At 69.6% G+C, this 24,755-nt stretch carries 21 protein-coding genes; 10 read left to right on the top strand and 11 right to left on the bottom strand.

What is annotated here, in order from left to right:
- The first annotated feature begins 23 nt into the window (after positions 1-23).
- Complete coding sequence (locus ACFHYQ_RS23700; protein WP_394303332.1) at positions 24-2,075, top strand: tetratricopeptide repeat protein; 2,052 nt, start codon at positions 24-26, stop codon at positions 2,073-2,075.
- 94 nt (positions 2,076-2,169) lie between these two features.
- Positions 2,170-3,033, top strand: a complete 864-nt coding sequence (purU, locus tag ACFHYQ_RS23695) for a formyltetrahydrofolate deformylase (protein ID WP_394303331.1) — start codon at positions 2,170-2,172, stop codon at positions 3,031-3,033.
- A gap of 39 nt (positions 3,034-3,072) precedes the next feature.
- Here the strand turns inward: purU and ACFHYQ_RS23690 are convergent, their stop codons facing one another.
- Entirely contained in the window at positions 3,073-5,151 is a 2,079-nt protein-coding gene (locus tag ACFHYQ_RS23690; protein ID WP_394303330.1) for a prolyl oligopeptidase family serine peptidase, read from the bottom strand.
- Positions 5,152-5,467: 316 nt separating this feature from the next.
- Here ACFHYQ_RS23690 and ACFHYQ_RS23685 point away from each other — a divergent pair, with 316 nt between their 5' ends.
- The 3 genes from ACFHYQ_RS23685 to ACFHYQ_RS23675 are packed head-to-tail and all read left to right on the top strand — an operon-like array spanning position 5,468 to position 7,054.
- On the top strand, positions 5,468-5,977 hold the full coding sequence (locus ACFHYQ_RS23685; protein WP_204017435.1) for an HNH endonuclease: 510 nt from the start codon (positions 5,468-5,470) through the stop codon (positions 5,975-5,977).
- Positions 5,978-5,990: 13 nt separating this feature from the next.
- A complete protein-coding gene (locus tag ACFHYQ_RS23680; RefSeq protein ID WP_394303329.1) occupies positions 5,991-6,809 on the top strand; it encodes a GNAT family N-acetyltransferase in 819 nt (272 codons plus the stop codon).
- A gap of 29 nt (positions 6,810-6,838) precedes the next feature.
- Positions 6,839-7,054, top strand: a complete 216-nt coding sequence (locus tag ACFHYQ_RS23675; protein ID WP_394303328.1) for an FmdB family zinc ribbon protein — start codon at positions 6,839-6,841, stop codon at positions 7,052-7,054.
- A gap of 15 nt (positions 7,055-7,069) precedes the next feature.
- On the opposite strand, the gene ACFHYQ_RS23670 is transcribed toward ACFHYQ_RS23675, so the two are convergent.
- From ACFHYQ_RS23670 to pepN, 5 genes are all read right to left on the bottom strand, one after another.
- Entirely contained in the window at positions 7,070-7,561 is a 492-nt protein-coding gene (locus ACFHYQ_RS23670) for a helix-turn-helix transcriptional regulator (protein ID WP_394303327.1), read from the bottom strand.
- 314 nt (positions 7,562-7,875) lie between these two features.
- Positions 7,876-9,714, bottom strand: coding sequence for a dihydroxy-acid dehydratase (ilvD, locus tag ACFHYQ_RS23665; protein ID WP_394303326.1), 1,839 nt, complete (start codon positions 9,712-9,714; stop codon positions 7,876-7,878).
- Positions 9,715-9,851: 137 nt separating this feature from the next.
- Positions 9,852-10,523, bottom strand: a complete 672-nt coding sequence (locus ACFHYQ_RS23660) for a nuclease-related domain-containing protein (protein WP_394303325.1) — start codon at positions 10,521-10,523, stop codon at positions 9,852-9,854.
- Between the two features lie 538 nt (positions 10,524-11,061).
- Positions 11,062-11,616 carry a hypothetical protein gene (locus ACFHYQ_RS23655; RefSeq protein ID WP_394303324.1) on the bottom strand — a complete coding sequence of 185 codons (555 nt, stop codon included), beginning with the start codon at positions 11,614-11,616 and terminating at the stop codon, positions 11,062-11,064.
- Positions 11,617-11,795: 179 nt separating this feature from the next.
- Complete coding sequence (gene pepN, locus ACFHYQ_RS23650) at positions 11,796-14,360, bottom strand: aminopeptidase N (protein ID WP_394303323.1); 2,565 nt, start codon at positions 14,358-14,360, stop codon at positions 11,796-11,798.
- 316 nt (positions 14,361-14,676) lie between these two features.
- Here pepN and ACFHYQ_RS23645 point away from each other — a divergent pair, with 316 nt between their 5' ends.
- Positions 14,677-16,083, top strand: a complete 1,407-nt coding sequence (locus ACFHYQ_RS23645; RefSeq protein WP_394303386.1) for an aldehyde dehydrogenase family protein — start codon at positions 14,677-14,679, stop codon at positions 16,081-16,083.
- Between the two features lie 6 nt (positions 16,084-16,089).
- Here the strand turns inward: ACFHYQ_RS23645 and def are convergent, their stop codons facing one another.
- Positions 16,090-16,578: a peptide deformylase gene (gene def / locus ACFHYQ_RS23640; protein ID WP_394303322.1), complete on the bottom strand. Its 489-nt coding sequence runs from the start codon at positions 16,576-16,578 to the stop codon at positions 16,090-16,092.
- A gap of 184 nt (positions 16,579-16,762) precedes the next feature.
- Here def and ACFHYQ_RS23635 point away from each other — a divergent pair, with 184 nt between their 5' ends.
- Complete coding sequence (locus tag ACFHYQ_RS23635; protein ID WP_394303321.1) at positions 16,763-17,230, top strand: ribose-5-phosphate isomerase; 468 nt, start codon at positions 16,763-16,765, stop codon at positions 17,228-17,230.
- On the opposite strand, the gene ACFHYQ_RS23630 is transcribed toward ACFHYQ_RS23635, so the two are convergent.
- Together ACFHYQ_RS23630 and ACFHYQ_RS23625 are read right to left on the bottom strand one after the other, a co-directional pair.
- Positions 17,194-17,385: a hypothetical protein gene (locus ACFHYQ_RS23630; RefSeq protein WP_394303320.1), complete on the bottom strand. Its 192-nt coding sequence runs from the start codon at positions 17,383-17,385 to the stop codon at positions 17,194-17,196. The genes ACFHYQ_RS23635 and ACFHYQ_RS23630 overlap by 37 nt on opposite strands.
- A 30-nt stretch (positions 17,386-17,415) precedes the next feature.
- Positions 17,416-18,645 (bottom strand): GNAT family N-acetyltransferase, encoded by a 1,230-nt coding sequence (locus ACFHYQ_RS23625; RefSeq protein ID WP_394303319.1) that lies wholly within the window; start codon positions 18,643-18,645, stop codon positions 17,416-17,418.
- Between the two features lie 130 nt (positions 18,646-18,775).
- Between ACFHYQ_RS23625 and ACFHYQ_RS23620 the strand changes: the two genes are divergently transcribed.
- On the top strand, positions 18,776-19,888 hold the full coding sequence (locus ACFHYQ_RS23620; RefSeq protein WP_394303318.1) for a PP2C family protein-serine/threonine phosphatase: 1,113 nt from the start codon (positions 18,776-18,778) through the stop codon (positions 19,886-19,888).
- Positions 19,889-20,073: 185 nt separating this feature from the next.
- Entirely contained in the window at positions 20,074-22,089 is a 2,016-nt protein-coding gene (locus ACFHYQ_RS23615) for a class III lanthionine synthetase LanKC kinase domain-containing protein (protein ID WP_394303317.1), read from the top strand.
- A gap of 9 nt (positions 22,090-22,098) precedes the next feature.
- On the opposite strand, the gene ACFHYQ_RS23610 is transcribed toward ACFHYQ_RS23615, so the two are convergent.
- Positions 22,099-22,704 (bottom strand): LuxR C-terminal-related transcriptional regulator, encoded by a 606-nt coding sequence (locus ACFHYQ_RS23610; protein WP_394303316.1) that lies wholly within the window; start codon positions 22,702-22,704, stop codon positions 22,099-22,101.
- Positions 22,705-22,905: 201 nt separating this feature from the next.
- On the opposite strand from ACFHYQ_RS23610, the gene ACFHYQ_RS23605 reads away from it, so the two are divergent.
- Positions 22,906-24,210 (top strand): M50 family metallopeptidase, encoded by a 1,305-nt coding sequence (locus ACFHYQ_RS23605; RefSeq protein WP_394303315.1) that lies wholly within the window; start codon positions 22,906-22,908, stop codon positions 24,208-24,210.
- A 125-nt stretch (positions 24,211-24,335) separates the two neighbouring features.
- Here the strand turns inward: ACFHYQ_RS23605 and ACFHYQ_RS23600 are convergent, their stop codons facing one another.
- Complete coding sequence (locus ACFHYQ_RS23600; RefSeq protein WP_394303314.1) at positions 24,336-24,728, bottom strand: hypothetical protein; 393 nt, start codon at positions 24,726-24,728, stop codon at positions 24,336-24,338.
- Between the last annotated feature and the right edge of the window lie 27 nt (positions 24,729-24,755).

Here is a 24,755-nt window from a genome sequence, read left to right as displayed (position 1 = left end):
GGGGAGTCCTTTCCCGTGACCGTGTGGAGGCACTCCGATCCCTGGAGCTGCCGCCCCTTGTGATGTCCGTCGTCAACGGGCACCGTCGGCTGTGTGGTCCGTACACGATCGGCGGTGCCGTCCTTCGCGCGCTGGTGCCGATCGCCTTGGCGCGTTCCCCCGGACTCGTCGCCGCGCATGACATCGAGATCCGCGCGGCCGCTCCGGATCTGCGCCCGCTGGTGCCCGCTCGAAGGGAGACCATCGAGGCACGTGTTCCGGAAGCCGAGCGGATCCTGGTCCCCGCACCACGGCGGACGCTGCGCATCGCCAACGGGATCGCGGAGTTCGTCGCGGGATGCCTGCGCGAATGTCTTCCGGGCACCTGGACGCTGGCAGCCGACAACGTGCACCAGGCCGACCCGACCGACCTCGAGCTGCTGCGGGTGCTGGCCCGGCGGGTGGACGATCTAACCCTGGTACTGGGGTCTCCGGCATTGGGGTCTCCATCATGGGGATCTTCGGCAGTTGGATCGACACCGGAGCTGGTCGAGGTGGATGTCGCCAGCAGGGAGCCCGACGGCCACACCGGAGATCACAGCGGGGACCACACCGGTGATCGCGCCGCCGAGTACATCGAGTCCGACGGCACCTGCGACGATCCAGCGGCGTACGAGGCGTATCTCGCGCTGCCCGCGGATGAACGGGCACGCGGGCACGACCGGCGCGCCGCCGAGCTGGGGGCCGATCCCGAGCAGGTGCCGGTGTTCGCGCTGGGCGCCCTGCCGTACCATCTCGAACGCGGTGGCGACCGGGACGCGGCGCTCGGCGTGCTGTGGGCGGCGGTGGACCACTGCGTCAGGGAGGGTTTCCTCGACGCCGTGGCCGAGTTGGGTGAGCGCGGCCTGGTGCTCGCCACACCCGGCTCCGATCTGTGGTGGCGCTTCACGCAGCGAACCGCCACCGCACTCGCCGGGCTGGGTCGGCGGGACCGCGCGCTGGAGCTGTGGGACCAGGCCAGGAGGGGGAGCGAGGAACCCGCCGTGCATGCCGCCGCCGCGTACGGCACGGCCATGCTGGACGCCCGCCACCCCGACCCGCGACAGCGGGATCTGGGCCGGGCCACCGGCTGGATCAACGAGGCCATCGCGATCTCCACGCTGCTGCCCGACCCCCGGGAACGGGCCTTCAAGCTCGGGTTCGACCGGAACGGCCGGGCACTGATCGAGCTGCGGCAGGGGAGAATCGAGGCCGCTCTCAGCCTGGTGGAGTCGGCACTCGACCTCGCGCGGCGGGAGCTTCCCCCAGGCGCCCATCCCGTGCACCGGATGGTGCTGTACGCCAACCGGGCCCAACTCCTCGCGCGGATGGGGCGGCCCACCGAGGCTCTGGACGACTTCGACCGGGCCGTCGCCATCGATCCCGCCTTCCCCGATCACTATCTGGACCGGGGGAACCTGCTGTTCGAGCTGGGCCGGGTGGATGACGCCGTGGCCGACTACGAGACGGCGATGCGGATGAGCCCGCCGCTGCCGGAGGCGTACTACAACCGCGCCGAGGTCCGCTTGGCCGAGGGAGAGCTGGAACGGGCCAGGGCCGACCTCGACCACGTGCTGGAGCTGGATCCCGGATATCTCGACGCGTACGTCAACCGGGCCGGGCTGTTGGAGATGCTCGGCGAGCACGAGGCGGCCAGGCGCGATGTGGCCGCGGGGCTGGCTCTCGATCCCGGCAATGCCCACCTGCACGGCGTGCTCGGTCAACTGGAGGCCGTGACGGGACGGTTCACCGAGGCGCGGGCCGCCTACGACGCCGCCCTGAGGGCGGATCCACGGCTCGCCTCGGTCTGGGCGAACCGGGCGATCCTGCGCTACGAGACCGGCGACGCGGCGGGCGCGGTGGAGGATCTGACCCGGGCCGTCACGCTCGGGCGGTCTGAAGAGGACGGCGCGGCGCTCTACTTCAATCGGGGCACGGCGCTGATGGACCTGGGGCGGGTGGACGAGGCCGGGCGGGACTTCCGCCGGGCGCACGCCCTCGCGCCGGACGACCCGGACATTCGGCTCGCGCTGGAACGCCACGAAAAGGCGGGGTGAACGCGGGGGCGGGAAGCACCACCGGGCGGGCGAGACGGCTGATGGCTCTACCCTTGGACGGACAGAAGCCGCACCCGTCGCCGAGGATCGAAGCATGAGCGCTGAATACGTGCTAACCCTGTCCTGCCCGGACCGCCCCGGAGTGGTCGCGGCGGTCTCGGGACTGCTGGCCCGCCACGACTGCAACATCATCGAGAGCCAGCAGTTCGGTGACCCGGTGGCACAACGCTTCTTCATGCGGATCCAGTTCGCGGGCCGACCGGGCATCATCGACGAGCTCCGTACGGCTTTCGCCGCGCTCGGCCCGGAGCTGGGCACCGAATTCGGCATGGAGTTCGAGATCTTCGACCTCGCTGTCAAACCCAGGGCGCTCGTGCTCGTGAGCAAGCTCGGCCACTGCCTCAACGACATGCTCTACCGGGTGCGCTCGGGCCTGCTGCCCATCGAGATCGTGGCCGTCGCCTCCAACCATCCCGACCTGCGGCCGCTCACCCAGTCGTACGGGATCGACTACCACCACCTGCCGGTCACGGCGGAGACCAAGCCCCGGCAGGAGGCCGAGTTGCTGACGCTGGTCGGCCACTACCGGGCCGACATGGTGGTGCTCGCCCGGTATATGCAGGTGCTGTCGGAGGACATGTGCGCCAAGCTGGCCGGTCGTATGATCAATATCCATCACTCGTTCCTGCCGTCGTTCAAGGGCGCCAAGCCGTACCACCAGGCGTACTCGCGGGGTGTCAAGCTGATCGGGGCCACCGCCCACTACGTCACCCCGGATCTCGACGAGGGGCCGATCATCGAGCAGGAGGTGGCTCGGGTGAACCACACCCACTCACCGGAGGATCTCGCCGCGATCGGCCGAGATCTCGAGTGTCAGGCGCTGGCCCGGGCCGTCCGCTGGCACGCGGAGCATCGCGTGCTGCTGGACGGCCACAAGACCATCACCTTCCCCCGCTGACCGATCCCTTGCCGGACGGGTCCTTGCCGGCCGGGCCGGCTACACGTCGAGGCCCGTGTGGCCCGCGATGAACGCGAGCTGGTCGGCCATGAGGTCGACGGACCTGCTCACCGCCCGTGCGCCGTGGCCGACCGCGGCCTCGTTGCGCAGCAGGATCGGGCGGTCGCCGGACTGCGCGTGCTGGAGCGCCGCCGCCATCTTCCAGGCATGCAGCGGATGCACCCGCGTGTCGGAGGCGAAGACCGTGAACATCGTGGCGGGATAGGTCACCCCCTCACGGACGTGGTGGTAGGGCGAGTAGCCCCACAGCCAGCCGAACTCCTCCGCGATCTCGGCAGAGCCGTACTCGACGTTCCAGGTCGCCCCGAGACCGAAGCGCTCATATCGGATCATGTCGAGCAGGGGTGCCGAGCAGACCACGGCCGCGTACAGATCGGGTCGCTGGGTGAGCGCCGCCCCGACCAGGAGACCGCCGTTCGAGCCGCCGGAGACGGCGAGACGATCCGGAGTCGTCACGCCGGTGGTGATCAGATGCTCGGCCGCGGCGTGGAAATCATCGAAAACGTTCTGCTTGTGGGCGAGCATCCCGTCACGGTGCCATTGCTCGCCCTCCTCGCCGCCGCCGCGCAGTTGGGCGACCGCGTAGACGCCGCCGGCCTCGACCCAGGCCAGCGCGGAGGCCGAGAAGCCGGGGTTCATCGAGATGCCGAAGCCGCCGTAGCCGTACAGGATCGTGGGCCTGGGGCCGGAGTCCCCCTGGCGGGAGACGACGAGCATCCGGACCTCGGTGCCGTCCTTGGACCGGTAGACGACCTGCTCGGTGTGGGCCTCGGGCACCTCGACCGCGCCCGGCGGGGCCTCCCACAGCGTGGTCTCGCCGGTCGTCGAGTCGAAACGGTGGACGGTCGTCGGCGTGATGTTGTCGGTGTAGCTGAACCAGACCTCATGGCCGCCCTCCGGGCGCTCGATCAGCGCGCCGACCGAGCCGAGTCCGGGCAGCGGGACCTCGCCGATCCGCTCGCCGTCCTCCATGGTGTGGATCGTGACCTCGGAGATCGCGTGCCGGGTCCACCCGACGAGCAGGACATGGTCCGCGGCATCGACCTCGGCGCTGTCATCCAGGATCGCGAAACTGGTGAGCACGGCCTCCGCGTCCTCGGGGATCAGGTCACGCCAGTGCTCCCGGGTCGGCGTCTCCGGCGAGGTCACGCAGACCCGCCCGCGCGGGGCGTCCAGGTCGGTGAAGACGTAGAGCCGCCCGTCGCGGCCGAAGTGCAGCCCGGTCTGGGCGTCCACGTCCTGCTGCACGGTGACCAACTCCGGCGCGTCGACCGGTGAGGCCGACAGGTCGGCCACCCACAGGTCGTTGCGGGGGGCAGTACCGCGCGAGGCGGAGATCGACAGCCAGCGGCCGTCGCGGGAGACCGAGACGCCGTAGTAGTTGGTCTTCTCCAGACCCTGCCCGAAGATCATCACGTCGTCGTCCGTGGAGGTCCCGACGCGATGCAGGTAGACGCGGCGGTGGAACTGCTCCTCGCCGGCCGGGACCTCGGTGGGCGCCAGCCTGCGTACGTAGTAGAAAGCCTCGCCGCCGGGCAGCCACGCGACGGGGGAGTAGCGGCACCGGTCGATCGGCCCTTCGACGACCTCGCCGGTCGCCACATCGATCACGAACAGGCGCGACTCCTCGTCGCCGCCCACCGAGATCTGGTACGCCAGCCGGTTGCCCTCCTTGTCGGGCTGATAGGAGTCGAGTGTGGTCAGCCCGGAGGAATCGAGGGCCGTCGGGTCGAGCAGCACCCGCTCGGCGTCCCCTTCGCCCACGTAGAGGACGGGGTGCTCCTGGTCAGGCGTGCGGCGGGTGAAGAAACGGCGCTCGCCACGCCACGCGGGCGTGCCGACCGATCCCGAGCGCAGCAGCTCGGCGACGCGGTCGCGGAAGCGCTCGCGGCCCGGCAGGTCCGCCGCGCGCATCAGCACGTCCTGTGCGTCCAGCCACTCCTTGGTCGCCGGATCGTCCGGGTCCTCCAGCCAGCGGTACGGGTCGGGCACCGGTGTCCCGTGCAGGTCGTCGACGATGTCGTCGCGGCGCGCGGGCGGGTACGGCAGTCGCGTCATGCTGGCACTTTAGAACAGTTGCGGCGCCCGGGTCGTGGTTGGTGCGCCCGCCGTCCGAACCCGGCCAAGCCGGGCGTAAATGGATGATCGGCTGGGAATAAGAAGCAGCAGGCGTCCCAGTCGTCGATCCCGTGGTGCGTTTATGGGGTGGCGGAGCGGTCGCCGTGCAGGCCACACTCTTGGGGAAAGGGCGGTGCCGTGGTGACGATCCGCTGGGCCGTCCGGCGGAGGTCCCTGTGACGGAAGCATCCGGGTCCCAAAAGGCGGGGCCCCAACAACCAAGGCGCACAGCCGGAATTGTCGGGGAGGCCGGCTGATGCGCCAAGTTCTGCTGCTCAATGCGACCTACGAACCGCTGACCACGCTCTCCCTGCACCGTGCGGTCGTCCTGCTGCTGAGGGAGAAGGCGGACGTCGTGCACCACGACGGGCACGGCGCGGTGTTGCGCTCGGCCACCTGCACGTTCGACGTCCCCTCGGTGATCCGGCTGCGTCGCTACGTGCGCATCCCCTATCGCACGCGCATCCCGCTCACACGGGCCGCGCTGATGCGCCGGGACAACTTCCGCTGCGCCTACTGCGGGCAGCGGGCCGAGACGATCGACCATGTGATACCGAGGTCCAAGGGCGGCCCCCACACGTGGGAGAACTGCGTCGCCTCGTGCATGCCGTGTAACCACCACAAGGCGGACAAGCTGCTGGAAGAGCTGGGATGGACCCTGCACGTGACGCCCGCGGCGCCACGCGGGGTGCACTGGCGGCTCATCGGCGCGCAGTTCGATGGCGACCCCCAGTGGGCGCCCTACCTCGCCCGGCCGGCGGCGTGATAGGCGGGTCGTCATGAGGTGGACGTTCACCAGGGATGTCGAGGAGTTCGCGGCGGTGGTCGAGCCGTGGCTGCTGCGCGACCCGGTCCGTAACACGGTCTCGCTGACCGTGTTACGCGGTTTGCATGCGGGCCAGTACGCGGAGGACCCACTGATGGGCTGGTTCGAAGATGACGACGGGTCGGTGGCCGGTGTGGTCGTCCACACGCCGCCCTACCCGTTGCGGATCGGTGACGTGCCCTCGCCCGCGCTGTCTCTGCTGGTCCGGGAACTGATCGAGATGGAACGGGTGGTCGGCGCGGTCGGCGGCCCGCTGAACGCGGCGGAGGCGTTCGCGCGGGACTGGTGGCGGCCCGAACGGCACCGCAGTGTCGAACGCCTCTACCGGCTCGGCGCGCTCGCGCCGTGCGCCGTCCCCGGCAAGGCACGTACGGCCACCATCGGCGAACTGGACAAGGCCGCCCAGTGGTTCCGTGAGTTCCAGGCGGAGGCCGATGTGGACGTCGGCGCCGATCCCACACCGGTCGCCTCGGCGAAGATCAATCGTGCGGAGCTGCTCTGGTGGGAGGACGGCGGCCGGTGCGTGGCGCTGGCCGCCGCCTCCACCCCCATCGCGGGCATGTCGAGGATCGGGCCCGTCTACACGCCTCCCGAGTTCCGCCGCCACGGGTACGGCAGTGCCGTGACCCACGCGGCCAGCCGGAAGGTGATGGACGAGGGGGCCGCCGAGGTGCTGCTGTTCGCCGATCTCGCCAACCCTTCGTCGAACTCCGTCTACTGGAAGCTGGGCTTCCTCCCGGTCGCCGACCACGCCACGATCCACTTCGCTTAGAGACCCGGCGAACGCCGTACCCTATGGGCATGCCTCGCTATGACTACCGTTGCCGTGCGTGCGGATCCACCTTCGAACTCAACCGGCCGATGGCCGAGGCGAACGCCCCGGCCGCATGCCCGGCAGGCCACGACGACACCGTGAAGTTGCTGTCCATGGTCGCGATGACCGGGCGGGCCGCCGCAGCCCCCGCTCCGCGCCCCTCCGGCGGCGGTGGCTGCTGCGGCGGTGGCTGCTGCGGGTGATCTCCGGATGACCGGTCAAGCCGCCTTGCGGCGCTTGGCCGTACGGCGCTGGAAGGGGAGATAGCGCTCGGGCAGGTGAGGCCGGGCCGGGAGATCGGTGGGCTCGACCGCTACTATCCGGTCGAATCGAAACGCCCTGATCCCGCGGCGGAGCCGACACCAGCCGACCAGGTACCAGAATTCGCCGTGCACCAGGCAGGTCACCGGCTCGACGTCGCGGATCGTGAGCCGGCCAGCGGCGTCGAGATACTGGAGTCGGATCACCAGCCGGGCGGTGATGGCGTTCGCCATCAGCCTCGCCCGCCTGGCGACGTCGGGCGGAAGCGGTGTGGTCAGCGTGGCCAGGGTGGTGGCGATGACGTCGTCGTCGAGATCGAGGTGGTCGAATGCGTGACGCAGCCCGCGGCGGGCGGTGACGGACTGCGGGCCGGCCCCGAGATGGGCGAGTGACAGGGCGAGTGCGGCGATCTCCGCCGCTGTCAGCGAATGCCTTGTGACGTTGGCCATACCTTGACGATAACGGCGAGCACTGACATTTCTCCGAACACGCTATCGGGCTTTCCGAACAAGTCATCGGCTTCTAACCCCACGGCCACACCCCCACCCCACCCCCTCATCGCCGTGATCTTGCGAAACCTTGCATGACAGGCCCGCCACCTGCGTCTTCACTTGTCGTGATCTTGCAGAAACTCGCAAAGACCCTGCCCGACCTGGGGTTTCGCCATTCATGATCTTGCAGTGCCCACTGCAAGATCATGAATGAGCTTTGCCCATGTCGGCGGGTATGTCTGCGAGCAACTGCAAGATCACGGGTTGGGTGGTCAACGGGAGAGCTGGGACAGATCGCGGGAGGCTCCCGTGGAGGCCGAGGTGGTCAGCGCCGCGTACGCCTGCAGCGCGGCGGAGACCGGCCTGTGCCGGTCACGGGTGCGGTAGCCGCCGAGGTCCGCGAGCAGCCGCTCCCGTCGGGCGGCCAGTTCCTCCTCCGGCACCCTGAGTTCGATCGATCGGCCCGGGATGTCGATCTCGATGATGTCGCCGTCGGCCACCAGGGCCATGATGCCGCCCTCGGCCGCTTCAGGCGACGCGTGCCCGATGGACAGGCCCGACGTTCCGCCGGAGAACCGGCCGTCGGTGACGAGCGCACATGCCTTGCCGAGGCCCTTGCCCTTGAGGAAGCTTGTCGGGTAGAGCATCTCCTGCATGCCGGGGCCGCCCTTGGGGCCCTCGTAGCGGATGACGACCACGTCGCCGGGCTTGACCCTGTTCCCCAGGATGCCCTCGACCGCCTCCTCCTGGGACTCGAACACCACGGCCGGACCGGAGAACCGCCAGATCGACTCGTCGACACCGGCCGTCTTCACCACGCAGCCGTCCTGGGCCAGGTTGCCGTACAGCACGGCGAGGCCGCCATCCTGGGTGTAGGCGTGTTCCCTGTCACGGATGCAGCCCTCGGCCCGGTCGAGGTCGAGCGTCTCCCATCGGGCCTCCTGAGAGAAGGGCCGGACCGTGCGCACGTTGCCGGGCGCGGCGTGCCACAACTCGATCGCCTCGTCGGTGGCCTCGGGCGACTTCGGGTCCCACTCGGCCAGACAGTCAGCCAGGGACGCCGAGTGGATGGTGGGCACGTCGCGGTGGAGCAGGCCGGCCCGGTCGAGCTCCCCGAGGATGCCGGGGATGCCGCCGGCGCGGTGGACGTCCTCGACGTGGTACTTGGAAGTCGCCGGGGCGACCTTGCACAGGCACGGCACCCGCAGCGACACCTCGTTGATCTCCTTGAGCCCGAAGTCGACTCCGGCCTCCCGTGCCGCGGCGAGCAGGTGCAGGATCGTGTTGGTCGAACCGCCCATGGCCACATCGAGTGCCATCGCGTTCTCGAACGCGTCACGGCCGGCGATGCTCCGCGGCAGGACCGTCTCGTCGTCCTGCTCGTAGTAGCGCCGGGCGATCTCCACCACGGTGTGGCCGGCCTTCTCGAACAGCGTCTTGCGCGCCGCGTGAGTGGCGAGCGTCGTGCCGTTGCCGGGCAGCGCCAGGCCGATCGCCTCGGCCAGGCAGTTCATCGAGTTGGCGGTGAACATGCCGCTGCAGGAGCCGCAGGTCGGGCAGGCGCTCTCCTCCATCGCGAGCAGTTCGTCGTCGGAGACGCTGTCGTCGGCGGCGGCGATCATCGGGTCGATCAGGTCGAGCTTGCGGCCGGGGGTCTTCCCCGCCTCCATCGGGCCGCCGGACACGAAGACCGTCGGGATGTTGAGCCGGAAGGCCGCGAGCAGCATCCCCGGCGTGATCTTGTCGCAGTTGGAGACGCAGACCAGCGCGTCGGCGCAGTGGGCGTTCACCATGTACTCGACCGCGTCGGCGATGAGCTCCCGGGACGGCAGCGAGTAGAGCATGCCGCCATGACCCATCGCGATGCCGTCGTCGACCGCGATCGTGTTGAATTCGCGGGGGATGGCGCCGGCCTCCCGGACCGCTGCGGCGACCACGTCGCCGACCTCGCGCAGATGCACGTGGCCGGGGACGAACTGGGTGAAGCTGTTGGCAACCGCGACGATCGGCTTGCCGAAGTCGCTGCCCGCCACTCCCGTGGCCCTGAGCAGCGCCCGGGCACCGACCATGTTCCTGCCGTGCGTGACCGTACGTGATCTGAGCGCGGGCATGGGCGGACTCCCATCCGAAGACTACGGGTCCTCAAATGGTACGGCTACCGCCCGGCTGTCGAGACCGCGTGTCCACGGCTCGGACGCCGTGTCGCGCCTGGCGACAGAGCCGTCCGGCTGCTCGGCGGCGGGCCGCGCTACTCGTAGCGAGGCGGCAGGACCCGCCCGGCAGCACGGTAGATGGTGTCGATCTCCTCAGAGGTGAGCGATCTCTCCCGCTTGGTGATCCATTTGCGGACGAGACCGCCGGAGAACACGTCCACCTCGCGGATGTTGAGGATCCGCCACGGAATCGCCGGGCCGTAGATCGCCAGGGACGGCACGACGGTGATCTCGTGGCCCAGCGCCTCACTGATCAGCTCGCTGGCCTGGGCGGCCTCCCAGCGGGCCTCGTCGAGCCTCGGCTTCCGGTTGAACGGTCCGTGGAACAGCTTGCGGTGCGACTGCACCCGCACGGGAAGGCGCCGGTCCCACTTCTCCGAGTCCACCGCGTAGACCCCGGTGGGGCCGACCACCAGGTGATCGATCTGCGCCTCGCTGCCGGGGATGGCCCGGGCGTGCAGCGTCCGGTACCCGCTGCGCTCAAGTTTCTTGAGTTGGCCTTCCGTACGGCGTTCCGCGGCCGAGGCGCGCCGCCACGCCGGGATCGACGAGACGGTCCGCGCCCGATACACGGTGTCGACTATGACCGCGAGGATCGCGGCGGTGAGGCCGATTCGCCAGTTCGCGAAGAGGATTCCGGCCACGATGCCGGCCGCGAACCCGATCAGCGCGCGCAGACGCAGGTGACGGTATCTCGGGTCACGCATCAGGAAACCGATCGACGCCCGCTCGATCGGCGACTTCCGCAGGGCCGGTGTAGGAGCATGGATGTGTGCTTTCGGGGGAGCGTCGGGCGGCGGCTGCGGTGGCGGTGCGGCCGTCCGAGCCGTCGTCTGCGCGGCGGGTGGTGCTGCTGGGGTCCCCGATGCGGTCGGCGATGCCTGGGACGGCTCCGACGGGGGGTCGCTCACCCAAATGGGTGACGCATCGTGACCGTTTTCGGGCACTGGACCGGTATCCACATCACTCACGGTAGTCGAATCGTCAACGGGCTGCCTAGTGTTGGTTGGTTCATACTTTTGTGGCCTGCTTGAACCGGTTCACGGCGCACTCCTGTGGGTATCTTCTCTAGATATCTCCGTACGAGAGGCCTACCGTTCGGTACGTGGCAGCCATTCATGATCTTACCGGTCTTGAGCAGGCGGCCGCCGTACGTTCCCGGGAACTGTCCCCGTCGAGATCAAGGACCTGAACCTCGTGAAGGACGTGCCGATCTACTTCGGCCCGCCCGTACGCCCTGGGTCCTCACACGGTCCGCGGGCGGGTCGAGCGGGTCTCGGCGAGCCGTGCGGCCGCCGTACGGGCGAGGTCGATCAGCGGATCGGACGGCGGCGGCCCGGTGAGAGCGGAGACGCTGATCACGAACGTGCCCCGGCCCGTCCGGGCGGCCACCAGCCCCGGATAGAGCATCGCGCCGCGGCCGATCCCCTGGATCGGCCGCCCCTGGACCCGGGTCACGATGTGGCCGAGCACCATCAGATAGCGGGAGTGCATGCCCTCGGCGGTGTGTATGTCGACACGCACGCCGTCGCCGGACCGGTAGCTGCAGGAGCGCACGCTCAGCCAGGAGGGAGCCGGAAGGTCGGCGTCGAAGGCCGCCGGGGGCCCCACGTCTATGCCGAGAACGCGCTTGAGATCCTCCGGAGTGATCAGATCGGCGGGTCGCGGCCCGCCCTCGATCAGCCGGAAAGGCGAGGTTCCGGAGGATGAGCTTCGCGGGGGTGCGGGGAAGACCTTGACGTCGCCCCGGCGTGGCGGCACGTCGGTCAGATGCTGGGCGCTGTCGTCTGCGGGGATCATCGGAGGGTGCCTCCTGGATGGGACGGTAGACCCGGGTGTACGGCGTGGGGCCCGGTCCCCTCCATCCCATCGTCGGTCGCTTGCATCCCCCTTGCGCCCCGCTTTCGCCCGCCGAATGGGCCCCGGCAGGGGTGCCGGGGCCCGTCTGTGCCTGTGCGGGACTCTGCGCCGGGTGCGGGTCAGGCCGAGGCGTCCCTCGCCTGGGCCCGCAGGGCCCGGCTGACGCCGTCGGCGCCCTCCAGCAGCAGCCGGCGCAGCGCGTGCGGCGGCTGCGCCGCGCTGATGTGGTCCTCCGTCACCGCCACGGTCTCGGGCCGGATCAGCAGGGCCGGGTAGCAGCCGATCGCGAAGTTCTGCGCCATGTCGGACGTCCACTTGCCCCAGATGCGTCCGACCTCGTCGAAGTACCTCTCTCCGTACGGCTCCAGCAGGTCGACGTGGTGCGGGTCCATGAAGCCGAGGATCGTGGAGCGCAGCAGCGCCCCGCTCAGCGTGCCGGCGGTGATCGACGCCCAGGCCTGCTCCTTGGCCTCGGGCGTGGGGATCGCGGCCCGGCACATCGCGGCCGAGCGCTCGCCCGTCGCGGTGGCGTCGCGCACCAACTCCGCGTCGATGCCCTCGGCGTCGAGCACGCCGCCGACGACCAGCGAGTGCGTGAGCGTCCAGCGGAGGTCGGCGTCGACGGTCAGCCCGTCAGGTACGGCGGTGCCCTCGAGGATGCCCTTGACGAGCGCCAGGTCCTCGGCGGAGGTGGCGACCGCGGTGAACGCGTTGACGTACGCGAGCTGGTGGTCGGAGCCGGGCTCGGCCGCCGCGATCAGGCGGCGCAGCGCCACGGCCGCCTCGGCGAGGCCGGTCGACCGCCACGCCGGGTCGGCGTACTGCTGCACGGCCTGACGGGCCTGCCGCAGCACAGCCTGGACCACCGTGATGTCGAGCACCGAGTCGACCCCCGAGGTCACCAGCTTCACGTAGTCACGGGCGGCCATCTCCGAGTCGCGCGTCATGTCCCACGCGGCCGACCAGCACAGGGCGCGGGGCAGGGAGTCCCGGAACGCGGTGATGGCGCCGCCCACCAGGGTCTCCAACGACCGCTCGTCGAGCCGGATCTTGGCGTAGGTGAGGTCGTCGTCGTTGACGAGCACCAGGTCGGGCCGGAGCTCGCCGACCAGTTCGGGGACGGCCGTACGGGCGCCGACGACGTCGAGCTCCACCCGCTTGGTCCTGGTCAGGACGCCGCCGTCCATCGAGTACAGGCCGATCGCGATCCGGTGGGAACGCAGGGTGGGGTGCTCGGAGGTCGCCTCCTGCAGCACGTCGAAGGAGGCGAGCCTGCCCTCGTCGTCGAGGGTGAACGACGGGCGCAGCGTGTTGACCCCAGAGGTCTCCAGCCACTCCTTCGACCACGCCGACAGGTCGCGGCCCGAGGTGCGCTCGAGTGCGGAGAGCAGGTCCTCCAGGCTCGTGTTGCCCCAGGCGTGCTCACCGAAGTAGTCGCGGACCCCGGCGAGGAAGTTGTCGAGGCCGACGTAGGCGACGAGCTGCTTGAGCACCGAGGCGCCCTTGGCGTACGTGATCCCGTCGAAGTTGACCTCCACGGCCTGCATGTCCGGGATGTCGGCGGCGATCGGGTGAGTCGAAGGGAGCTGGTCCTGCCGATAGGCCCAGGCCTTCTCGACGTTGGCGAACGTGGTCCACGCGCCCTGGCCCCAGCGAGTGGCCTCGGCCTGGCACAGGACGGACATGAACGTGGCGAACGACTCGTTCAGCCACAGGTCGTCCCACCACCGCATGGTGACCAGGTCGCCGAACCACATGTGCGCCATCTCGTGCAGGATGGTCTCGGCGCGGCGCTCCACCATCGCGTCGGTGACGCGCGACCGGAAGACGTAGTCCTCGAGGAACGTCACCGCGCCCGCGTTCTCCATCGCGCCGGCGTTGAACTCCGGCACGAAGAGCTGGTCGTACTTCCCGAAGGGGTAGCGCACGCCGAAGACGCGGTGGAAGAAGTCGAAGCCCTGCTTGGTGACCTCGAAGATGTTCTCCGGGTCCAGGTGTTCGGCCAGCGACCGCCGCACGTAGATGCCCAGTGGGATCCCGTCGTGTTCGTCCCGCACGACGGCGTACGCCCCGGCGACCAGCGCCGTGATGTACGTCGAGATGCGGGGTGTGGGCGGGAAGTGCCAGCGCTTGGACGCCTGGAGCGTGCCGTGCTTGCCCCGGTGCTCCTCCAGCTCCTCGACGGAGTCGGGGGCGGCGTTGGAGACCACCTCCCAGTGGGCGGGCGCGAGCACGGTCAGCTCGAAGGTCGCCTTGAGGTCGGGCTGGTCGAAGCAGGCGTACATCCGGTGGGCGTCCGCCGTCTCGAACTGGCTGTGCAGGTAGATCTGCTGGTCGACCGGGTCGACGAACCGGTGTAGGCCCTCCCCGGTGCGCATGTAGGAGGCGTCGGCGTCGATGCGCAGCTCGTTCTCCTCTGCCAGGTCCGGCAGAGGGAAGCGGCCCTTCTCGGCGTCGTAGGCGCGGATGTCGAGCTCTTTTCCGTTGAGCACGACCTTGCGCACGTGAGCCCCGTGCAGATCGATGAAAGTTTCCGCCCCCGAACGGCTGGAGGTGAAGTTGACCGTCGTGATGCTCTCGAACCGCTCCTCGCCCTCGGTCAGGTCGAGCTCGACCTGATAGGACCGGACGTCCAACAGCCGGGCCCGCTCCCGCGCCTCGTCACGAGTCAGATTGCCTGCCACACCTGCTCCTCATCGCATATCAACGCCCCCGACCCAGCCGCACATCGCGAAAGGGATGGCCAGAATCCTGCCACGCCGCACTGACAAGGCAGCATTCACGACCTCTCCTACCGGGTAATGGAGAAACCGGCCGGGCTGACAGCGGGGCTGACAACCCGAGTGGTGATCGATGCAACCACATTCCGGCCAGCGCAGGGAATGGTCTCGAAATCGACCGTGTCCAAATTGATGGTGTTCGTTCGGTGATATGAGATCGAAACCGCCGGAGAGCGGCGTCGTGCTCGCGTTCCGGCGGCAGCCACGCAAGGATGAGATCGTGCGCCACCTTTACGTGAACGGAGCCTGGGTGCCGTCCGCCTCCGGTGAGAGCGTCGACGTCGTGAATCCCACCACCGAGGAGGTCGTCGACCGGGTTCCGGCGGGCTCGCCCGGCGACGTCGAGGCCGCGGTCTCCGCCGCCCGTGCGGCCTTCCCGTCGTGGTCGTCGACAGCTCCGGCCGAGCGGGCCCGGTTCCTGTCCGCGGCGGCGGGCCTGCTGCGTGAGCGAGCCGACGACATCGCCGCGACGATCGCCACCGACATGGGCGCGCCGCTCGCGCTCGCGCTGAAGGCGCAGACCCTGATGCCGGTCGGCGTCCTGGAGTCGTACGCGGAGCTCGCCGGGCGGTACGCCTTCGACGCGGGCCGGGTGGGCAATTCGCTGATCGTCCGTGAGCCGGTGGGCGTGGTGGGCGCGATCACGCCGTGGAACTACCCACTCCACCAGATCATCTGTAAGGTCGCCCCGGCGATCGCCGCGGGCTGCACCGTCGTGCTCAAGCCGAGCGAGGTGGCGCCGCTGGCGGCGTACGCCCTCGCGGACATCCTGCACGAGGTGGGTCTGCCGCCCGGCGTGTTCAACATGGTCAGCGGGCGCGGGCCGGTCGTCGGCGAGGCGATCGCCGGCCACCCCGGCGTGGACATGGTGTCGTTCACCGGCTCGACCCGGGCGGGCCGCCGCGTCGCCGCCCTGGCCGCCGACACGGTCAAGCGGGTCGCCCTGGAACTCGGCGGCAAGTCGGCCAATGTGATCCTGCCCGGCGCCGATCTGGAGACCGCCGTGAAGGCGGGCGTCGCGGGCGCCTATGTCAACTCCGGCCAGACCTGTTCGGCCCTGAGCCGCATGCTCGTGCACTGGGACTTCTATGACGAGGCGGTGCGGCTGGCCGTGGGCTTCGCCGGGAAGTACACCCCGGGTGATCCCTTCGCCGAGGGCACCCGTCTGGGACCGCTGGTCTCCGCCGCGCAGCGCGATCGGGTGATCCGCTATCTCAATCTCGGCCAGGAGGAGGGTGCCCGGCTGGTGCTGGGTGGTACGGACAGTCCGACGGAGCGGGGCTTCTACGTCGAGCCCGCCGTGTTCGCCGGCGTCTCCCCGGGCATGTCGATCGAGCAGGAGGAGATCTTCGGCCCGGTCCTGTCGATCATCCCGTTCGGCACCGAGGACGAGGCCGTCGAGATCGCCAACGGCACGCCGTACGGACTGTCCGGCGCGGTGTGGGCGGAAACCGGGGAGAAGGCGCTCGCTGTGGCGCGTAGGTTGCGCACCGGTCAGGTCGCGATCAACGGCGGCAGGTTCAACCCGCTCGCGCCGTTCGGGGGCTACAAGCACTCCGGGGTCGGCCGCGAACTGGGCGAGCTCGGACTGGAGGAGTATCTGGAGGCGAAGGCCATCCAGATGTGAGAGGAGTCAGGGCGCCTGGAGGAGGATCTTCCTGCGCTCCTCCTTGGTGAGCCTGTCGACGTACAGGGTCCCCTCGAGATGGTCGTACTCGTGCTGGAAGCACCGGGCGAGCATGCCCCTGGCCCTGACTGTGACGGGACGGCCGAGCCTGTCGAGGCCGCGGACCGTGACTCCGGCAGCGCGGGCCGTCGGCGCGTACAGCGGCTTGCCCGTCTGTCTGCTCGGCACCGACAGACAGCCCTCCTCCTCGACGATCTGCTCCGGATCGTCGATCGTGAGCTCGGGATTGATCAGGTGGCCCTTGCGATTCGTGATGTCGTAGACGAACAGTCGCTTGCCCACGCCGATCTGCGGACCGGCCAAGCCCACCCCCTCGGCCGCGTACATCACCGAGAACATCTCGTCGATGAGGCGCCGAAGCTCCCGGTCGAAGTCCGTAACCGGCTCGGCCGGGGTGCGCAGGACCGGATCACCGACGCTGCGGATCTCGCGCATGATGCTCCTGTTCGGCTGAGACCGTTCACCGGACGTTGGCCGGTTCCGTGGGCTGGGCTCGTTGGCTGGGCTCGTTGGCTGGGGCGGTGCGCCGTCGGTCGTAAGGACCGGATGCCGTTCTCGCCACTTACTCTAGTCTGGGCCCGGCGTCCCGCGCGCACGCGGAGACTGCGAAACTTGGGCTGTGCGTGTCTATATCGGTGCCGACCATGCCGGCTACGAACTGAAGAACCACCTGGCCGACTGGCTGACGCAGCAGGGCCACGAGGTGGAGGACTGCGGTCCGTGGGTCTACGACGCGGAGGACGACTACCCGCCGTTCGTGCTGCGCGCCGCCCGCGGTGTCGCCGACGATCCGGGCAGCCTCGGCGTCGTGATCGGCGGCTCGGGGAACGGTGAGCAGATCGCCGCGAACAAGATGCGCGGCATCCGGGCGGCCCTCGCCTGGAACGAGGACACCGCGAAGCTCGCCAGGGAGCACAACGACGCCAACGTCATCAGTCTCGGCGCGCGTATGCACACCCCGGAAGAGGCGGTCCGCTTCGTGGAGATCTTTCTGACGACGCCGTTCTCGGGCGCGCAGCGGCATGCGCGCAGGATCGGCCAGCTCTCCGACTACGAGACGACGGGCGAACTTCCGCCCCTTCCATAGGCCGTGCTCCTGGCGTCCCGGCGGAAGTCCCGCCGGGACGTCTCGTCCCGCAGGGGGCGGTCGTCGGCCGCCTTCTGCTCCTCCGGTTTCGGTCGGGACACGTCCCGGGCCCGCATCGCGGTGATCGCCGTGATCTGCAAGCTCTGCAGTGCCATGTCCCGAACCCTACCCGGAAGATTCCGCCGTCAGAAGACCAGACCACCCCAGGGTTCAGGCTCCCACGACATCGCCGTGGACAGCTCACGCAGCGCGCCCTCGCGGTGTTCCCGTACCAGCCCGGCGGCGGCGAGCGGGGTGAGTGGCCGGCCGCCCAGGTAGGCGGCGCTCAGCGCGGAGACCGGCAGTGTGAGGTCGGCGGGATCGCCGGTCCGCTCGCACGAGCTCTTCGCGGTGATCAGCCGCCGGCGACCCGCGTTCCACGGGCACAGCTCGTCGGCGACCTCGATCACGAGGTCGGCGGGGGCGGCGTAGGCGCGGGACGAGAGCGCCCGGTCCACGTCGACGAGGCGGATCCACAGATCGTCCAGCCATCCCGCGTTGAGGTGCCGAGGCTCGGCCAGGAGGTGAACGATCGGGTCGTCCGCCGGCCGGCTCCACGCGTGGACCCGGGAGCACAGGTCCCGGTCGAGCACGCTCCGCCAGATGAGCGCGTAGGCGGCCGGGTCGGTGGCGAACAGCTCGGCGAGCCGTACCTCGCCGTCCGGCACGTCATGGTCGGTGAACTTTCCCGCGACGCGGAAGAGGGCGTAGGCGCGCGGCCCTGCCGCGTCTTCCGCGATCATGCAACGCAGCGGGCCTGCCCCGCCGCGGTCGTACTCCTCGTCGGCGATGACGTCGTACCGCCATCGGGCTTCCGATCGCTCGTACAGCCCGGGCCGCTCCGGCCGTACGGTCTCGAAGACCCGCCGCAGGTCGTCGAGGGCGTCGGCGGGCCGGGCCACGCGCAGTCGCAGCGCGGGGTCGACCGGAGCATCCGGGACGAACGCCGAGCGGTGCGTGGGGATCCGGAAGAAGAGGCTGTCGGCGGCCCTGCCGTACCCGAAGCGGCCGTAGATGGCGGCCTCGCTCGCGTACAGCGCCGCCACGGCCTCGCGTCCCTGCTCGTGGATGTCGTGGAGCTGCCGGGCCATCAGGGCCGACAGCACGCCGCGGCGGCGGTGTGAGGGGAGCACTTCGACGGCGGTGACTCCCGCGACCGGGACCGGCCCGCCGGGCACGGTCATCGTGAACGACAGCGCGGCGGCGCCGCCGACCATCAGGTCGCCGTCGAAGGCCGCCAGGGACCGGTCGAGCTCGAAGAGCTCCCGCCAGCGCTCAACGGCCTCGGGAGGGGAGGAGGCGTTGAAAGCCTCGAGGTGCAGGGCCGTGAAATCGGGCCATTCGGCTTCGCCGATGGGACGAACGGTGACAGTCACCAGATCACAGTAGGAGCGGCCGGCGGCGGAGTGCCACACAATATCCATCCCGACATCCCATACTCAACGATCAAGCTGTTGGTCAAAGGGGTGCCCTCACCTGGGCCGGGGGGATACAGTCGAGGCCATCATGAGTTCCCGACCGGCGCCGCTGATCCCTCCGCGGCTTCGCGCGCTTCTCGTACGAGTGCCGCTTCTGGTGCCGTTGGTCCGTTTTGTCAGGAAGAGTTCGTCCAAAGACCGGAACCTACTCATCGCCCTGAGCGCGATCACCCTGGTCATCGGCGTGCTCGACGCCGAGGTCTCCTCCTACTGGTTCTCCCCGTCGCTGCTCATCCTGATCACGCTCATCGGCGGCCTCCAACTGCGGCTGCGCAGCCTGGCCATCCTGCTGTGCTCCGTCGTCGTCTCCCTGGCCTACGTGTGGTCGGTCCGGGGACCGGGGAACGTGGGCGCGGGCCTGCTGATCACGATGGGTTTCACGGCCGTGCTGGCCTGGCTGATGTCCCGCACCCGCGGCAAGCTCGGCGTGCAGGGGCTGCGTGGCGACGCCATGCTGCTGGAACTGCGCGACCGGCTCAAGCGGCAGAGCGACCTGCCGTCGCTGCCCAAGGACTGGGACGGCAAGGTGGTGCTCAAGCAGGCCGGTGGGTCGTCCTTCGGCGGGGACTTCATCGTCTCCACCCGTGACGGCGATCGCGTCGAGATGGCGCTCGTCGACGTCTCCGGCAAGGGCGTGGACGCGGGAACGCGCGCGCTCATGCTCTCCGGCGCCTTCGGCGGCCTGCTCGGCTCGGTCGACGACTTCCTGGGCGCCTGCAACACCTACCTGCACCGCCAGCTCGGGGATGAGGGATTCGTCACCGCCGTCCACCTCACCCTGGACCTGTCCACCGGCGGATACACGATCACCTCGGCGGGCCATCCGCCTGTCGTGAAGTTCGACTCGGGATCGGGCACCTGGCGGGTGTCGACGGCCAAGGGAGTCGTGCTCGGCGTCGTCCCCGACCTGCACTGCGAGCCCGACAGCGGGGTGCTGCGCAAGGGGGACGCCCTCATGCTGTTCACCGACGGGCTCATCGAGCAGCCGGGCCGGGACATCGACTCCGGGCTGGACCGGCTGCTGGGCGAGGCCGAGCGGCTGCTGCCCTCGGGATTCCGCGACCGCGCGCGGCATCTGGTGCAGTCGATGACCTCCGGCCACAACGACGACTGCGCTCTCGTGCTGATCTGGCGCCCGTAATTCTTCCGGTAGTTCTCCCCGGTTGCCGGAGTCCCTACCGGTCCGGAGGAGACCCATGACGAGTTCAATGGACACTCACCGTAACGAGTCATGTTCTTTCTGTGTCCAATGGTCACTGGCCCCGGGCGCGCCTGCTTGACATCCTCGCGGAGTACGGCTTTCGCAGGCGTCCGGGAGGCGAGAACGTGGAGAACCGATACGAGCTCTACTGCCGCACAGATCCCGTCTTCTACGACTCTCCTACGCAATGTCCTCCCCACCTGACCTCCTATCCGCCGTCAGGGAGCAGGCCGCCGGAAGGCCTGCCGTACCGAATTGACGCGGTGCTGCGCGAGAGCGACGGCGGAGGCGTCTACCTGGCCGTCCACCCGGACACGGGGGAGCGGATGGTGCTGAAGGAGATCGGGCGGGAGCGCGAGGGCGAGGCGCTCGCACGGCTCGCCGGGCTGGGCGTGGCCCCAGAGCTGAAGGGGCGCCTGTCCGCCGGCGGACGCCGGTTCCTCGTGCTGGAACACGTCCCAGGTGAGTCGCTGGGCGCGGCTCTCGCCGCGCGCCATCCGCTGACCGCCGCGGGGACGAGCGCCCCTGAGAGCGACGGGGAGGGCCGTCTGGCGGAGTACGTGGAGTGGGCGACGGATGTTTGCACGAAGGTCGAGGACGCCGTCGGGAAGGTTCATGCGCACGGGTTGGTGCACGGCGGGCTGAGCCCGGCGGACGTCATCGTCCGGCCGGACGGTGGTGTCACGCTGGTCGGCTTCGGGGCGGCCCGGCCCATCACGGAGTCGGCCGGGAGCGGACATGACGACCCCGCGTTCGCGTCCCCGCAGGGGACCGTGGCGCCGGGAGCAGGAGGCCTCGACGCCGACCGGTACGCGCTTGCCTGCCTGCGGCTCGCACTCTTCCTTCCGCTCACCGAACTGTTCGCTTTGGACCGGGAGAAGCCCGCGGAGCTGGCCGAAGTGATCGGCGAGCTGCTCCCCATCCGGGAGAGCTTCCTGCGCCCTGCGGTGAGGACCGCCGGATGCGGCGCGAGCTTTGCGACGAAGCCGCCCACAGCGGGCTGGCGGCGGATGCGTGACTCGATGAGGCGGGCCATCCTGGCGTCGGCCACGCCCGGCCGCGATGACCGGCTGTTCCCCGGTGACGTCGCACAGTTCGACGGTGACGGCGGCGGCCTCGGCCTGGCACATGGCGCGGCCGGGGTGCTCTACGCCCTGCACGCCACCGGAGCCGGCCGGTTTCCCGAGCACGAGCAGTGGCTGATCGACCGGGTCCGTGGGCGCGGACCGCGGCTCGGGCCGGGGTTCTACGACGGGCTGCACGGTGTCGCCCACGCGCTGGCCCACCTGGGCCGGCACGAGGAGGCACAGGAGGTGCTCGACATGGCCGGGACAGGGTTCCGACGGCCGCTCGGCGTCGATCTGTACGGAGGACTGTCCGGCATCGCGCTCAGCCAGGCGTATCTCGGCGATCTCGACGAGGCGCTACGCACCGCCGCCATCGTGGCCGACCGGTTGAGCGATGAGGCGACCGACGGCTGCCCGGGACTGATGTACGGAACAACCGGCCCCGCCCTGCTGTTCGTCCGGATGTTCGAGCGGACGGGAGACGTCCAGTGGCTCACTCAGGCGGAGCTGGCGCTTCGCCGGGATCTGCGCCGTTGCGTGGCTCAGGCCGACGGGTCGTTGCGGGTCGATGCGGGAGGTCGGGAGGGGGACCGGAGGGCCACGCCGCATCTCGACCGGGGCAGCGTGGGCGTGGCCTGGGTGCTGGGGGAGTTTCTGCACTACCGGCCGGATCCGGAGCTCGCGGCGGTGTGGGCGCGCCTCGACCGGGCCGCCAGGGCGCACCTGTACTTCCAGCCCGGGCTGTTCGGCGGCCGGGCCGGGATCATCGCGTACCTGTGCCGCGACCGCGCGGGCGGCTGGGGCCGTGAGGATGAGGAGACCGGTCGCCAGCTCGCCGCCCTTTCCTGGCACGCGGTCGGTTTCCGAGGGCACCTCGCGTTCCCCGGCGAGCGGCTGCTGCGGCTCTCGATGGACCTCGCCACCGGTACGGCGGGCGTTCTGCTGTCGGTCGGTGCGGCGCTGCACGACGAGCCGGTGGGGTTGCCGTTCCTGGGGGGCGCCCCGCCCGCCCGGCGGGAGAGGCGTCGGCCGTCCGGCCTGCGGGCCGTGGCCGCGTCCGAGAGGTCCTGGTAGGGCGACGAATCAGAGCCAGCCGGCGTCGCCGGCTATGCGTACGGCGTCCACCCGGTTACGTGCGCCCGTCTTGTAGAGGATGCGGGAGAGGTGATTGCGTACCGTGCCGACCGACAGACACAGCTGCTCGGCGATCTCCTTGGACCGAGCGCCTCCGGCGGCGATCCGGAGCACGTCGAGCTCGCGAGGGGTCAGCGGATTCTCCGCCGCCTCGAGCGCGGCGACGGCGAGATCGGTGTCGAGCACCCGGCGCCCGGAGACCATCTGGCGGATGCCGTCGGCGAGTTGGTCCGGCCCGATCTCGATGCTCATGTAGCCGAGGACTCCGGCGGCGAACGCCCGCTTCACGTGGCCGGGGTTGGGCTGGGCCGACAGGATCAGCACCCGGCAGTCGGGAACCTTCTCGCCGAGCCGGGCGGCGATGTCGAGCCCGCCCACGCCGGGCAGGTCGACGTCGATGACCGCGGCGTCGGGTCGGACGTCGAGGGCGGCGGGGACGATGTCCTCCGCCGAACCGACGTCGGCGACTACGGCGAGGTCGCTCTCGCCGTCGAGCGAGGCCACAAGGCCGCGCCGTACCAACGGAAGGTGCTCGGCAACCAGGATCCGGATCAAGACACTCCCCTCTGGGTGGTTTATCAAAGGGTGATCGAACGGCTCCGCAGTGTCAACGAAGTGTCTCCATTTGGTCAAGCGGAGGTCGAGGAACGGGTACCCGAAACACGTCGGCACACGCTCCCCTTACGCCGCCGTCGGCTACCCTCGAAGAGTGCGACGTATGGCAAGGCGGCTTCTCCGACGCGGGGGTACACGCTGATGTACTGGCTCTCCGTAGCCGGATTCGTGGTCATCTTCGTCGGGTTGCTGCTCTCCATCGGGCTGCACGAGATCGGCCATCTCGTCCCGGCCAAGCTGTTCAACGTCCGGGTCACCCAGTACATGGTCGGTTTCGGGCCCACGATGTGGTCCCGAAGGCGAGGTGAGACCGAGTACGGGATCAAGTGGATTCCGCTCGGGGGCTACATCCGCATGGTCGGCATGCTGCCGCCCCGGCCGTCGGACGATCCCAACAGACTACGGAGCGTATCGACCGGCCCATGGCAAGGCCTGATCGAGAACGCCCGAGCCGTCGCCTCCGAGGAGATCGTTCCGGGCGACGAGAACCGTGTCTTCTACCGCAAGCCCTGGTGGCAGAAGGTCATCGTCATGTTCGGCGGCCCGGCGATGAACTTCGTGCTCGCCTTCGTGCTGTTCGCCATCGTGATGATGGGGTTCGGCGTGACGGTGACCAAGCCGACCGTGTCCTCGGTGTCCAAGTGCGTGATTCCCGCAGTGGAGGCAGCCAAGCGGGACTGCCGGGACTCCGACCCGGCGACGCCCGCGGCCAAGGCGGGACTGTTGCCCGGCGACCGGATCACCTCGGTGGCGGGAAAGCCGGTCGCGTCGTGGGAGGACGCCACCCGCTTCATCCGGGCGCACGGCGCCGGCGCCGCGACCATCGGCATCGACCGGGCGGGCAGGGGCATGACCCTCACAGTCGACCTGATCTCCCAAGACATGCCGTTGCTCGACGATCCCGGCAAGGTGGAGAAGAACGTGGGCTTCCTCGGCGTGTCGCCCACGCTGGTGGTCGAGCGGCAGGGGCCCGGATACGTGCTCGGTCAGATGTGGGACATGACCGAACGCACCGCGGTCGCGATGCTCAACATTCCGAAGAAAATGGTCGGCGTCTGGCAGGCGGCGTTCTCCGGTGAGAAGCGCGATCCCAACGGACCGATCGGCATCGTCGGCGCGGGCCGCATCGGCGGCGAGATCGCCGCTTCGGACATCCCCGTCGAGAGTAAGATCAATATCTTCATCACCCTGCTCGGCGGGCTCAACCTCGCGGTCGGCATGTTCAACCTGATCCCGCTGCTTCCGCTGGACGGCGGCCACATCGCGGGCGGTCTGTGGGAGGGTCTCAAGCGCGGCATCGCGCGGATCCGGCGACGGCCGATGCCCGCGTACGTGGACGTCGCCAAGGCGCTGCCGCTGACGTACGTGATGGCCGTGCTGCTCGTCGTCATGGGCGGCCTGCTGATCTACGCCGATCTGGTCAACCCCGTCCGCATCTCCGGCTGACCGCCGATGGACGTCCCGGTGGACTGGGACGAGATCGGGCAGATCGTCACCGAAGCCTTCCGCCACGTGGCGCCGAAGAGTCTCGCCACGCGGGTACCGGCCCCTGAGGAGCGATCAGTGCCCTGTCAGGGTGCCTGCCCTTCCGGGCCGGCGCCGGGTCGGCGCAGCCACCGCAGAGCTGCGTCGGCGCAGTCCTCGGGGCTGCTGTTGAAGGCGATGGCTGCGTCGGGCGCGTGCTGCCGGACCAGGTTGACCACCTTCTCGAAGAATTCGAGCAACGGCTCGTGCTTGCGGATGCCGCCCCCGATCACCACGCAGACGTAGTCTCCGTGGGTCAGCGCCTCCACGATCATCCCTTCGGGGCTCTCGTCGAGTGCCACCAGACACCAGTCGGCCTCGATACCATGATCGTCGAACCGCGCCTGACCGCGTGCCATCGCCGCCTGGATCGGCTCCGGGTCCCAGCCCTGGATCTTGGCGGGATCGAGACCGATCACCAGTACTCGTGCCACTGCCACACGTCATCCTTCGCGCAGAACGTTTCC

This window comes from Sphaerimonospora cavernae (assembly GCF_042435035.1).
GTDB classification, from domain to species: domain Bacteria; phylum Actinomycetota; class Actinomycetes; order Streptosporangiales; family Streptosporangiaceae; genus Sphaerimonospora; species Sphaerimonospora cavernae.
This window is presented reverse-complemented; position numbering and strand designations above follow the sequence as displayed.

Excerpts from the sequence above, each read along its gene's own strand:
- purU (WP_394303331.1), top strand. The coding sequence starts at position 2,170 with ATGAGCGCTGAATACGTGCTAACCCTGTCCTGCCCGGACCGCCCCGGA.
- ACFHYQ_RS23690 (WP_394303330.1), bottom strand. The coding sequence starts at position 5,151 with ATGACGCGACTGCCGTACCCGCCCGCGCGCCGCGACGACATCGTCGAC.
- ACFHYQ_RS23685 (WP_204017435.1), top strand. The coding sequence starts at position 5,468 with ATGCGCCAAGTTCTGCTGCTCAATGCGACCTACGAACCGCTGACCACG.
- ACFHYQ_RS23680 (WP_394303329.1), top strand. The coding sequence starts at position 5,991 with ATGAGGTGGACGTTCACCAGGGATGTCGAGGAGTTCGCGGCGGTGGTC.
- ACFHYQ_RS23675 (WP_394303328.1), top strand. The coding sequence starts at position 6,839 with ATGCCTCGCTATGACTACCGTTGCCGTGCGTGCGGATCCACCTTCGAA.
- ACFHYQ_RS23670 (WP_394303327.1), bottom strand. The coding sequence starts at position 7,561 with ATGGCCAACGTCACAAGGCATTCGCTGACAGCGGCGGAGATCGCCGCA.
- ilvD (WP_394303326.1), bottom strand. The coding sequence starts at position 9,714 with ATGCCCGCGCTCAGATCACGTACGGTCACGCACGGCAGGAACATGGTC.
- ACFHYQ_RS23660 (WP_394303325.1), bottom strand. The coding sequence starts at position 10,523 with ATGCGTGACCCGAGATACCGTCACCTGCGTCTGCGCGCGCTGATCGGG.
- ACFHYQ_RS23655 (WP_394303324.1), bottom strand. The coding sequence starts at position 11,616 with ATGATCCCCGCAGACGACAGCGCCCAGCATCTGACCGACGTGCCGCCA.
- def (WP_394303322.1), bottom strand. The coding sequence starts at position 16,578 with ATGCGCGAGATCCGCAGCGTCGGTGATCCGGTCCTGCGCACCCCGGCC.
- ACFHYQ_RS23630 (WP_394303320.1), bottom strand. The coding sequence starts at position 17,385 with ATGGCACTGCAGAGCTTGCAGATCACGGCGATCACCGCGATGCGGGCC.
- ACFHYQ_RS23620 (WP_394303318.1), top strand. The coding sequence starts at position 18,776 with ATGAGTTCCCGACCGGCGCCGCTGATCCCTCCGCGGCTTCGCGCGCTT.
- ACFHYQ_RS23605 (WP_394303315.1), top strand. The coding sequence starts at position 22,906 with ATGTACTGGCTCTCCGTAGCCGGATTCGTGGTCATCTTCGTCGGGTTG.